Origin of the sequence: Brasilonema sp. UFV-L1, from assembly GCF_012912105.1 — a bacterium.
Taxonomy (GTDB): domain Bacteria; phylum Cyanobacteriota; class Cyanobacteriia; order Cyanobacteriales; family Nostocaceae; genus Brasilonema.
In genome coordinates, this window is sequence record NZ_QMEA01000193.1 from 1 (window position 1) to 10,622 (window position 10,622).

11 protein-coding genes are annotated in these 10,622 nt (G+C 43.0%); 4 read left to right on the plus strand and 7 right to left on the minus strand.

Annotated elements, in window-relative coordinates; genetic code table 11:
• Positions 1-39: 39 nt before the first annotated feature.
• On the plus strand, positions 40-444 hold the full coding sequence (locus DP117_RS31515; RefSeq protein WP_169222121.1) for a cation transporting ATPase C-terminal domain-containing protein: 405 nt from the start codon (positions 40-42) through the stop codon (positions 442-444).
• 333 nt (positions 445-777) lie between these two features.
• On the opposite strand, the gene recA is transcribed toward DP117_RS31515, so the two are convergent.
• The gene (recA, locus tag DP117_RS31520; RefSeq protein ID WP_169222122.1) at positions 778-1,863 is read right to left on the minus strand and encodes a recombinase RecA; all 1,086 of its coding nucleotides are present in this window, start codon (positions 1,861-1,863) and stop codon (positions 778-780) included.
• A 537-nt stretch (positions 1,864-2,400) separates the two neighbouring features.
• Between recA and DP117_RS31525 the strand changes: the two genes are divergently transcribed.
• A complete protein-coding gene (locus DP117_RS31525) occupies positions 2,401-3,069 on the plus strand; it encodes a L,D-transpeptidase (protein ID WP_169222123.1) in 669 nt (222 codons plus the stop codon).
• A gap of 50 nt (positions 3,070-3,119) precedes the next feature.
• On the opposite strand, the gene DP117_RS31530 is transcribed toward DP117_RS31525, so the two are convergent.
• From DP117_RS31530 to DP117_RS31540, 3 genes are all read right to left on the minus strand, one after another.
• Positions 3,120-3,659, minus strand: coding sequence for a late competence development ComFB family protein (locus tag DP117_RS31530; protein WP_211176456.1), 540 nt, complete (start codon positions 3,657-3,659; stop codon positions 3,120-3,122).
• Between the two features lie 93 nt (positions 3,660-3,752).
• A complete protein-coding gene (locus DP117_RS31535) occupies positions 3,753-4,688 on the minus strand; it encodes a M23 family metallopeptidase (RefSeq protein ID WP_169222125.1) in 936 nt (311 codons plus the stop codon).
• A gap of 196 nt (positions 4,689-4,884) precedes the next feature.
• Positions 4,885-5,463 carry a Uma2 family endonuclease gene (locus DP117_RS31540; protein WP_169222126.1) on the minus strand — a complete coding sequence of 193 codons (579 nt, stop codon included), beginning with the start codon at positions 5,461-5,463 and terminating at the stop codon, positions 4,885-4,887.
• 153 nt (positions 5,464-5,616) lie between these two features.
• Here DP117_RS31540 and DP117_RS31545 point away from each other — a divergent pair, with 153 nt between their 5' ends.
• On the plus strand, positions 5,617-7,959 hold the full coding sequence (locus DP117_RS31545) for a cation:proton antiporter (RefSeq protein WP_169222127.1): 2,343 nt from the start codon (positions 5,617-5,619) through the stop codon (positions 7,957-7,959).
• 90 nt (positions 7,960-8,049) lie between these two features.
• Here the strand turns inward: DP117_RS31545 and DP117_RS31550 are convergent, their stop codons facing one another.
• Positions 8,050-8,265 carry an RNA chaperone Hfq gene (locus DP117_RS31550; RefSeq protein WP_169222128.1) on the minus strand — a complete coding sequence of 72 codons (216 nt, stop codon included), beginning with the start codon at positions 8,263-8,265 and terminating at the stop codon, positions 8,050-8,052.
• A 295-nt stretch (positions 8,266-8,560) separates the two neighbouring features.
• Here DP117_RS31550 and dapF point away from each other — a divergent pair, with 295 nt between their 5' ends.
• Complete coding sequence (gene dapF / locus DP117_RS31555) at positions 8,561-9,403, plus strand: diaminopimelate epimerase (protein ID WP_169222129.1); 843 nt, start codon at positions 8,561-8,563, stop codon at positions 9,401-9,403.
• 120 nt (positions 9,404-9,523) lie between these two features.
• Here the strand turns inward: dapF and DP117_RS31560 are convergent, their stop codons facing one another.
• Together DP117_RS31560 and DP117_RS31565 are read right to left on the minus strand one after the other, a co-directional pair.
• Positions 9,524-9,778: a MoaD/ThiS family protein gene (locus DP117_RS31560; RefSeq protein WP_169222130.1), complete on the minus strand. Its 255-nt coding sequence runs from the start codon at positions 9,776-9,778 to the stop codon at positions 9,524-9,526.
• A 90-nt stretch (positions 9,779-9,868) separates the two neighbouring features.
• The gene (locus tag DP117_RS31565) at positions 9,869-10,480 is read right to left on the minus strand and encodes a J domain-containing protein (protein ID WP_169222131.1); all 612 of its coding nucleotides are present in this window, start codon (positions 10,478-10,480) and stop codon (positions 9,869-9,871) included.
• Positions 10,481-10,622: the final 142 nt, after the last annotated feature.

Sequence of the window (10,622 nt, forward strand, 5' to 3'; positions counted from 1 at the left end):
TACGGGGATTTGAGAAGCCCACACTGACCCGTTAGGGCAGTGTGTGGTAGTTCACCGATTTCTCTTTATAACTGGACGTTGATTTTTGGGATGTTTGAGTGGGTAAGCCAAGCCCCTTGGGGCAGTTTGGAACTAGCGCGGACTATGTCAATTCAGGCGTTAGTCATGGGCAGAATTTTTTATCTGCTCAGTATTAGCCAGCTACTCCCCTCATTGATGGCAAGATTAAGTGGTAAAGCCCAGCGAGTGAGCGGTGCGCCTGCGGTTTTAGGTGGCATTATTGTAGCACTGATATTGCAACTGATTTTCAGTAATTCTGCATTTGTTAATTCAGTGTTCCAAACTGCACCAATGACTTTGGATCAATGGATTATTTGTCTGTTGGTTAGTTTACCAATGATTGTCATCGCGTCTTCTGTGAACCGCTTTGACCCTCCCAACTAAGTTTTTGCAAAGGTTTTTATTTACAACTATTTTTAGTTAATTGAACCACAGATTTTCGTAGGGGCACTCGTGTGCCCGTGCCCCTACCTCGTGGTTTATTTACAAAGAAAAGCGCTGTAATTAACCGCAGAGGATCCAGAGGATCCAGAGGAGGAAAACAGAGAGTTAAGCGCAAGCGCAGGCACTTTCACACGAATGATTTAGGACTGCTATATACGGAAAGTTTCACTCTAGATATCCTCGTTCAATCTCAGGAAAATCTCAGACTCGTGTTCAATACAGGGAAGTGGTATGTGGAGCGATCGCCCCACCCACTAAACTGTAATGCTAGTGTTATTCTTCTTCGATTAACTCTAGTTCTTCTTCATCTTCTTCGTCTTCACTTGTCTTGCTCACAGAGTTCGCAGAAACAACAGCCCCCATCTCTAGTTTTTCACGCACTTGCTGCTTAATCTTTTCAGTGAATTCAGGCTTCTCTTCTAAATACTTAATAGCGTTGTCTCGCCCTTGAGAGATATTTTCACCGTTGTAGCTGTACCAAGCTCCCTTGCGGAGTAAGATACCAGTTTCTTCTGCCAAATCGACAAGACAACCCAAAGTAGAAATACCTTTACCAAAGATAATGTCAAATTCTGCGACTCTAAAGGGTGGTGCTACTTTATTCTTCGCAACTTTGACTTTGACACGGTTACCAAATTCCTCTGTACCTTTTTTCAAGGTTTGAATCCGGCGAATATCTAAGCGTACTGAAGCATAATACTTGAGAGCATTACCGCCAGTTGTTGTTTCTGGGTTACCGTAGCTGACACCAATTTTTTGACGCAGTTGGTTGAGAAATATTACTGAACAACCAGATTTACCAATATTTCCAGTAATTTTACGTAGAGCTTGACTCATCAATCTTGCTTGAAGACCAACGTGGGCATCTCCCATTTCGCCTTCAATTTCAGCACGAGGAACGAGTGCTGCTACTGAGTCAATAACAACAATATCAACTGCAGCAGAACGCACAAGCTGATCGACAATCTCCAAAGCAGCTTCCCCTGTGTCAGGTTGGGAAATGAACAAATTTTCAGTATCAACACCCAACGCTGCAGCATAGGCGGGGTCAAGGGCGTGTTCTGCATCAACATAGGCAGCAATGCCGCCTCTTTTTTGCACTTCGGCGACTGCGTGTAGTGCTAGTGTGGTCTTACCGGAACTTTCTGGACCATAAATCTCAATCACCCGTCCCTTGGGTAAACCTCCACCTAATGCCAGATCCAGGGTCAGTGCTCCACTAGAAATTGTTTCTACTCGCATCCGGGTGGCATCACCCAAGCGCATGATTGTTCCTTTGCCAAACGTACGCTCAATTTGGTTGAGTACCATGTTAAGCGCTTTTTGCTTGCCAGCATTATCTGTGGTGTTAACAGCCATTCGATGCCTCTGTTTATACTTTATCTATAAATTTGTGGATTTGCTTATGAATTTAGAGAGTGGAGATTTGGAACTCTGATGAGAACTAATGTACTACTTAATTTTATTTAAACACATTTTGCGAATCTGGAATTTATTAAGAGGGAATCGTGACAATATCCTAACGCAAGAGCTGTCTGGTTTGGGTAAGTAAAAATAACTATGTAGTAAATTTTCTAACCAATATTGTTTTTGATGTTGATCAAGCCTTGATTAAGATCGCATGACTTGTTCTATGTTTTTTGATAGTCGATAGCTATTAAGCTGTTACTTTTCATAGTGTATGTGAGTCGCATGCTTTTTAGTACTCAAAGCAAGGAATATATTGAGTAAATAACCCTACCCTATGCTTTGGCTTGAGTGGAAGGTGCAGGAATACATCATTAATAATGATAATGATGATGAGATTATGAGAGGCACAAAGCGGCTGTAGGTTAAAGTAAGGTAGGGTAAGCTGATACTAAATGAAAGAGCTGGGTCTGGTAGAGAGAGTAGACGATGGCGATAGTAAAAAACGACATATTAAAGCGTGTAGTCATGTTGCTCTGTTTTGGTACAGCATTGCTATCTCTCGCTGTCCACTGGCGCATAACGACTTCTACGAATCCTGATACAAAGTTAGGAACAGGTGGAAATATTTTATCTGCCCAAGCTTGGGCAGCGGAAAAACCGTCGCAACTGACACAAGAAAAACCAAATATCATTGCATCCAGTATCGCAAATTTGTTATCGTCCAAAGGTTCGGCTCAACAAAAATCATCTATTAGCTCGGCAGATGGAAAGACTCTATTGGTAGTTGCTTTGAGCGATCGCCGCGTTTATGTTTATCGTGGAGATATTGTGATGGCAAGCTACCCAATCGGTGTGGGGAAGAAAGGCTGGGAAACCCCCATTGGTTCTTTCCAAATTATGAACAAGAAACTTAATCCTATGTGGCGTCACCCAATTACTGGTAAAGTTTTTCCATCAGGTGAGGATAGTCCTTTAGGAGACCGATGGATCGGTTTTTGGTCAGATGGACGTAATCAAATTGGCTTTCACGGTACACCAGATGATGAGGTTGTGGGCAGTGCTATATCTCACGGCTGCTTGCGGATGCGTAATCCTGATGTGCGTCTGCTTTATAAGCAGGTGAGTTTAGGCACACCTGTGGAAGTACGTCAATAGTTAATAGTTAAATTTTAACTATTATTAACTATTAACTGTTAACTATCATTTTATTTTTGCTCAAAATGGTGTGCATATGCTTGGAGTACGGTACTGACTTGGCGCAGAACCTCGTTGCCAGTATTTTTAGTGATCACAGGTGTCCCATCATTCGGTCGGTCTAAGCTGCGAATAATTGCTTGACCGACTTGTTGAGCAATCAATTCTTGGAGTTCTGCTTTGGCACGTTGGCGCTGATAGTTAGCACCTTCTTCTGTCGTAGCATACAAAGGTGGTAGGCGGTTGAGGGCGTAAGCAGCAATATCCCCAACATCCAGAGAACTTTCGCTAGTCACCTCAATTTCCGCTACGCGGGATATCGCTTCTGTCAGTACCAATTCTTCCATAACGTTGATAAATTGTTTGCGCGGTACCGCTACCACTTCCCCAGTCAATAGCGCTCCCATCAGCTGATCCAACGCCATGTACTCTTGTCTTGAGAGTGTACTACCACTATCACAGATTCGGCCGACTTCTGCTTCCATTGCTGGTGTAAGATAACCATCTTGGACAGCTTGTTCCACAATTTTTTCAATACTCATAACGCTCATCATTTTTTCGCCATCTAAGCAAGGGGGCACGGTACCAACCAATCAATCCTACATATTTTGCCCATATGTGAGCAAAGAATATGCAAATAGTTGCTATTTTACTGCTTGATTTCTCCAGGGTACTGGGTCAACAGATTTTCCATTAACATAAAGTCCCCAGTGTAAATGCGGACCTGTAGATGCACCAGTTGAACCGACTGCACCAATTAATTCACCAGGTTTGACAAAATCACCTTCTTTAACATTGATACGACTCAGATGCATAAAGATACTAGCCACTCCTTGCCCGTGGTCAATTCCAACAACATTACCATGAACTCGGAACCCTTGAGAAACCTGACCTACCAAAACAACTCGTCCAGCCGCTGGAGCAACAACAGGCGAACCAGCTGCGCCAGCATAATCAATGCCGCGATGGTAGTAGTCATTTGCAAATTTACCATTATAGTAGCGACGTACACCATACATTGTCGTTAAGCGCCCTTTATTGGGTGCTACAAAAGGACCATCCCAAAACTTTTCTGGTGTTCGTACCTCCCGGAAAGATTTTGCACGATTGAGTTCATGCTGTGTGGCTTTCACCCCTGCTTTTCCTGGCGGTAGATTAATGCGTTGTACGGGGAATTTGCGATCGCGTACCTGTATTGATAAATTCTGCACTTGACCTTCACCAGAAACCTGAAGAGTTCTGGTTCCAGCTTTTTCCAAAGGCGTTGTCGGGATCAAAGCCCGATACTGATTCGGTGCTATTTCATATGCTGGGTAAGTCTCATCACCATTAGTGACTGTCACATTGCTACCATTTGCGGGATTATCTAGATTCACCACAACTGATATGGTATCGCCAAGTTTCGGAGTTGCTGGATTGACTTGTACTTGTAACGCTTTTGCAGGCGCTGCTAAAGCTATGGGTAAAGCAGCGAATATTCCAACGACAACACTGATGGCACTGAGGTTGGCTTTGCTCGCTGGAACGCCTAAACCCAGGAATTTCTTGTGAGAATCGCTAGTATGATATTCGACAGTCATAGAAATGGTATAAATCTCAATTCTTCTGTTGTTCAACAGACTAGCTTACTATTCTTGGGAGTTCCCAGTCTTCGATGCTCTTTCTATTTGTACGAGAGTAAATCTGTCAAAAGGCTACACAGTATAGATGCCATCAAAAGAGCGATGAGCAGCATGAATGGTGTATTGGTGTGGGCGTGTGATAGTCATAAGCATATTACTCAAATTCTGGAGGCCACAATTCTGATACCGTTATTTCCCAACCTGGTAGCAAATCCGGCAACGTCAGTTTATTGTTGTCTTTTAAAACCACTGGATCTTGGTTGAGTCGGTAGACAGTTACTGTTAGTTTGTCAGGGTCAATTAAAATACCAACCGCACACCCAAGTTGCAGGAATAACTGAATCTTTTCTATCAATGGCTTAATACGGTCGGACTTAGATTTCACTTCTACCATTAAATCAGGAACAAGTTCTACAAAATCGCGTTTGCTTTTTTTTAGTCGCTCTGCCTTCACAAAAGATACATCAGGAGCACGGAGGTTTCTGCTGATTCCATTGCCGACTTCTGTGTCTTCTGTTTGTATACTAGGCAAAATAAAGCCAGCACTGGAACCAGTCACTCGCCCTAATTTCCTCGGCATTACCCACATATTTAAGAACGTTAGCAGCCTGGAGCCAATCTCTTCTGACTCGTAATCGGATGGTCCCATAACTACAATACTTCCATCTACCAGTTCCATTTGCCATTCCGGATGCTCTACTTGTAATTGCTCTAAGTCTTTGATACTAAACATAAGACAACCAAGAATGCGTCTGTCCTGATCATAAGTAACAGATATATAGTTAGCCCTAAAAGTGCTGGCAATTGTTCTTTAGATACTCCCCACACTCATGGAAAAGTTTGTATCCTGAGTTTATTAAGTCTTAACCGTTTTTTTTAGAAGCTTGTGCAGGAAGATTTTAGGTTAATAGTTGATTTAGTTTCAGTTTTCGGTGTTGCCGCCTGTGGGGGACTCCTGGCAGCACTTTTAAGACAACCGGTTCTACTAGGGTATCTCATTGGTGGGATGGTCGTTGGCCCAACCGGACTGGGAGTCATTAAAGAATTGGTTCAAGTAGAAACATTAGCTCAGTTCGGAGTCGCCTTTTTACTATTTGCCTTGGGAGTTGAGTTTTCCTTTACTGAACTTAAGAAAGTTCAGGCGATCGCTCTTGGCGGAGGAGGACTACAAATTGGTCTGACAATTCTCGTGACAGTTTTGCTCTGTGGGGCTGTAGGGGCTTGGGCATATCTTCCCGCTAAAGGCATATTTTTAGGGGCAATTTTGTCTTTATCTTCCACGGCTGTTGTTCTTAAATGTTTGATGGAGCGTAATGAAACGGAAACGCCCCACGGACAAGTGATGCTGGGAATTCTAGTCGTTCAGGATTTAGCACTAGGACTGATGATTGCAGTCTTGCCAGCCCTTCACCAACCTGGAGAAACACTTGTCGTAGCAGTTGTATTGGCACTGTTGCATATTGGTTTATTTGCTGCTGGTGCAGTTGTTGCGGGGATTTGGCTTATCCCTCCTTTGTTGCGACTGCTTGCCCGTACCGAAAGCCGAGAATTATTTTTATTAGGTGTGGTGGCATTGTGTTTGGGTATTGCCTTACTGACAGAGTCTTTGGGGCTTTCTATTGAAATGGGTGCGTTTGTCGCTGGCTTGATGATTTCAGAAGTGGAATACGCTGACCAAACTCTTACATATGTTGAGCCATTGCGAGATATTTTTGCCAGTTTATTTTTTGCCTCAATTGGGATGTTAATCGACCCAATGTTTTTATGGAACAATCTACAATTGATTTTGGGATTAGTGGCACTGGTATTTATTGGTAAATGTTTAATTATCACGCCATTGGTAAAATTATTCCGCTACCCGTTGAAAACAGCATTAATCGTCGGGTTGGGACTGGCTCAAATTGGGGAATTTTCCTTTGTTCTCGCTAGCGAAGGACAAGCACTAGGGTTGGTTTCTCGACAAGTCTATTTACTAATTTTAGGAACAACAGCAGTCACATTAGTGCTGACACCCTTCGTATTGCGTTTGGTGCCAATTATATTTAACTGGATAGAATCAATGCCTTGGCTGAAGCCCTATTTCAACACAGAGGGTAAGGCATTGGCAGTTGCGGAAGAACTACCCACGAAAAACCATGTAGTCGTTTGCGGCTATGGGCGAGTCGGACGCAATTTGGTGAAGTTGTTACAACAGCATAATTTGCCTGTCGTGGTGATTGATCAAGCAGAAAGTCGAATTCAGCAGTTGCGCGAAGCCGGAGTTTCTTATATTTATGGTAATTGTGTGAGTTTTCACGTTTTAGAAACTGCTGGAGTTAACACCGCACGAGGATTAGCGATCGCACTTCCTGATCCCATGAGTACCCGTCTTTGCCTCAAACGCGCTTTGGAATTGTCTCCTGATTTAGATGTCGTTGTTCGCGCCACCAACGACAAAAGTATTGAGGTACTTTATCAACTGGGAACACGGGAAGTTGTGCAACCAGAGTTTGAGGCTAGTTTGGAAATGGCGACTTACATATTAACTAATTTGGGTTTGTCACCTGCTGTGGTGCAGCGAGAAATGCAGGAAATTCGCAATCGTCATTATTTGGATTTGCGCCCTGAACAATCTGCGTCTGAGGTTTCCCGTGATTTACGACAAGCAACTCAAGATCTGAATAAACGTTGGTATGCTTTACCATCTGGTTCACCCCTCATCGGTATGACTATAGATGAAGCAGATATGCGCTACTTAACAGGAGTGAGTTTGATGGCAATTCGTCGTCAAGGAGGTGAGGAAATCGATTATCCTCCTGTTCAAACTCAGCTGGAAGAGGGCGATCGCCTTTTGGTAGTCGGATCGAGTGATGAATTTGCGGCTTTGGATGAGTTTGCTAAAGGACAAGCTACTGTTCCCGGAAAAAACACTGCTTGTCAGTGGGTTACTATCAGTTCCGATAGTCCAGTAGTTGGAAAAACTTTAGCAGACTTGAATATCCGTAACAAATATAAAGTCATGGTGCAGGCAATACGACGAGATGGAAAGTTTATCCGTCTTCCCGATGCTAACAAGGATTTGCAAGTCCACGACCAAGTTTTGTTGTGTGGAAATTTGTCTTCTCTCAATCAACTTGTACACTTGCTGACCCCAGAAAGAAGAGAAGTCGCATTATCTATCCCAGTCGTGAAAGCAGGCGAAGCAGAAGCACTCAAAGAGTTTTTGCCACTGGATAGTGTGTTAGATTAGTCAAAAATCAATCAACAATTATCAAATTGATAACTGATAATTGATAATTGATAACTGATTGGTCATTAGTTATTAGCAAAAGACAAATGACTAATGTTTGGGCTTGATGTATGCGATCGCTTGCTTCCAAATAATCGTTTGTTGATTGTTTTCATGCATAAGACACATACACTGAGAATCCTGCCATATCATTCTTCCAATCAAGATGTCGCCAGTTAGCAGTTTAATCTCAATTGTGAGTGCCTGTTGTATCAAATTTTGTACTTGCCGAAAGCTTGGTAGTGAGGTGTCAAATTCTGTAATCATAGTCAGGAGTTATTGGTCATTGGTCATTAGTGATGAGTCAGTGATAACTTATACCAAGTTGCATTCATACAAGTAATCTTCTTTTTTCTTCCTTAGCGCTCTTAGCGCCAAGGGCGCACGCTACGAAGAGCGCGTCTATGTCCTATGCCTGCGGCACGCTAAGAGCGAACGGACACGCTGCGCTAACGTGGTTCGTTTATGAAATTATCTCTTTGAATGCAACGCGCGTATTACTATTGACAAAGAACAATACACTAATGAAATAGAAACTCAATATAATTCATAAACTTTGGTTATGGCAATAGAATTTACCAAGTATCACGGTCTGGGCAATGATTTCATCTTGATTGACAATCGCTCGTCATCAAAGCCTGTCTTGACTCCAGACCAAGCAATTCAGTTGTGCGATCGCCACTTTGGCATCGGTGCAGATGGTGTCATTTTTGCCTTACCTGGAGAACACGGCACTGACTACACCATGCGGATTTTTAATTCTGATGGTTCAGAACCAGAAATGTGTGGTAATGGTATTCGCTGTCTAGCTGCTTTTTTAGCTGATTTGGAGGGCGGCGCGAAAAAAAGCGACCAATATCGTATTCATACTCTAGGTGGTGTGATGACACCACAACTCATGCCAGGTGGTCAAGTTAAGGTGGACATGGGTATACCTGGGTTACTCGCTAGTGAAATTCCCACGACTATGAACCCAGCTAACGAAAAAGTTATCAATCAACCGCTAGAAGTAGCAGGCAAAACTTGGGATGTTACTTGTGTCAGTACGGGAAATCCTCACTGCATCACCTTTGTAGAAGATGTAGCAACAATTCCTCTAGAAGTCATTGGTCCTCAGTTTGAACATCACCCAGCTTTTCCTCAACGCATAAATACTGAATTTATTCAAGTGGTGCGTCCCGACTACGTAAAAATGCGGGTGTGGGAACGAGGCGCTGGTATGACTTTAGCCTGTGGAACGGGTGCATGTGCATCGTTAGTAGCGGGTGTGTTGACTCTGAGGTGCGAGCGTAAAGCTACAGTGGAACTTCCTGGAGGACCTTTAGAGATAGAATGGTCAGAAATCGACCAGCGTCTTTATATGACAGGACCTGCAGAGCGAGTTTTTACTGGGAAAATTGACTAAAGGCTCTTGGTGGGTACCTTGCCCACTACGCAGCTGAGTAAAGTTATTTGTTTTGGCGCTGTAAGCTGTGTCATATCATATTGGTCTATCCATGTAACTAATTAGATGTGGAACAGCTTATCACCCACCACTCACTGGCGGAATTAACACCACTTCATCGCCATCTTGCAGAATGGTATCTGGTTCAACAAATTGCAAATTGACTCCAAAACGGGTAATGTCCCGCAGTTGAGCGAGTTCAGGATGTTCGTCCAGCAGGCGATCGCGCACTGCGACAACTTGTGTATCCTGGGGAAATTCCAGTACTAGTTCTGGAACTCCATAAGCTTCTTGATAAGCAGCAAATAATTTAACGGTAACGGTAATTTCAGACATAAAAATAGAATATCAGTTGCTAGGTTAATCATCTTTCCCTAGCTCAAAACTTTATCAAAATACAATTATACGAAAAATCATGAAACCGCCTCAAAACATATGTTCTAAAGTCTGAAAATCGCGTTGTACCTCATGCCACAAAGACTTATTATAAGGGTCTGTTTTGATGGCTTTTTTTAGGTAAATTCTTGCTTTGAGAGGCTGTTTTTCTGCAATCAGCGCTCGTCCCCAAAGTTGATAAGAAATAGCTTGCCACTGACGCACTTCTGCATCTTCTGGTAAACGTTGTGCTAATGCTTCCGCTAAAGATATCGCCTGTGGGAAACGTCTTTCTTTCAAAAACTGCTGTAACTGTTCGTAAGTTCTCCACTTCAACCGCTGTTCTATTTCCAAAGAACTAGGTGGCTTTGTTTTCTGTTTTGGCTTTTCCTTTGTAGCTGTTCCTGGACGCGCTGCTTGTGTTGGCTGATGTTCAACAACAGGAAAGTCATCAGAAGGCGGGGAGGTCTCTTGTTGCGGAATTCTTTGCAACAGTAGCTTGTATGCTTCTGTCACGGCAATAAATTTTTCTTTTGCCTTTGTGTCATCCGGATTGATATCAGGATGATATTGCTGCGCCAGTCGGCGGTAAGACGCTTTAATGTCGGCGAAAGAGGCTCCTGACCTTAAACCTAATAAACGGTAACAATCTTCAAGATCCATCTTGAGTTATCAGCATCGCGAGTATCAACATATCAGCTTAATACCTGAAGTTTAAATCATAAAGACTTCTATTTTAATTGAAAGTTCGTACTTCACAGTTTGATTAACGGGAAGTCGGGGGGCTAGGGGTCCCCTTTGGGGT

What these genes read in the sequence shown, in the direction of transcription:
- recA (WP_169222122.1), bottom strand. Translation starts at nt 1,863, where the DNA reads ATGGCTGTTAACACCACAGATAATGCTGGCAAGCAAAAAGCGCTTAAC.
- DP117_RS31525 (WP_169222123.1), top strand. Translation starts at nt 2,401, where the DNA reads ATGGCGATAGTAAAAAACGACATATTAAAGCGTGTAGTCATGTTGCTC.
- DP117_RS31530 (WP_211176456.1), bottom strand. Translation starts at nt 3,659, where the DNA reads ATGAGCGTTATGAGTATTGAAAAAATTGTGGAACAAGCTGTCCAAGAT.
- DP117_RS31535 (WP_169222125.1), bottom strand. Translation starts at nt 4,688, where the DNA reads ATGACTGTCGAATATCATACTAGCGATTCTCACAAGAAATTCCTGGGT.
- DP117_RS31540 (WP_169222126.1), bottom strand. Translation starts at nt 5,463, where the DNA reads ATGTTTAGTATCAAAGACTTAGAGCAATTACAAGTAGAGCATCCGGAA.
- DP117_RS31550 (WP_169222128.1), bottom strand. Translation starts at nt 8,265, where the DNA reads ATGATTACAGAATTTGACACCTCACTACCAAGCTTTCGGCAAGTACAA.
- dapF (WP_169222129.1), top strand. Translation starts at nt 8,561, where the DNA reads ATGGCAATAGAATTTACCAAGTATCACGGTCTGGGCAATGATTTCATC.
- DP117_RS31560 (WP_169222130.1), bottom strand. Translation starts at nt 9,778, where the DNA reads ATGTCTGAAATTACCGTTACCGTTAAATTATTTGCTGCTTATCAAGAA.
- DP117_RS31565 (WP_169222131.1), bottom strand. Translation starts at nt 10,480, where the DNA reads ATGGATCTTGAAGATTGTTACCGTTTATTAGGTTTAAGGTCAGGAGCC.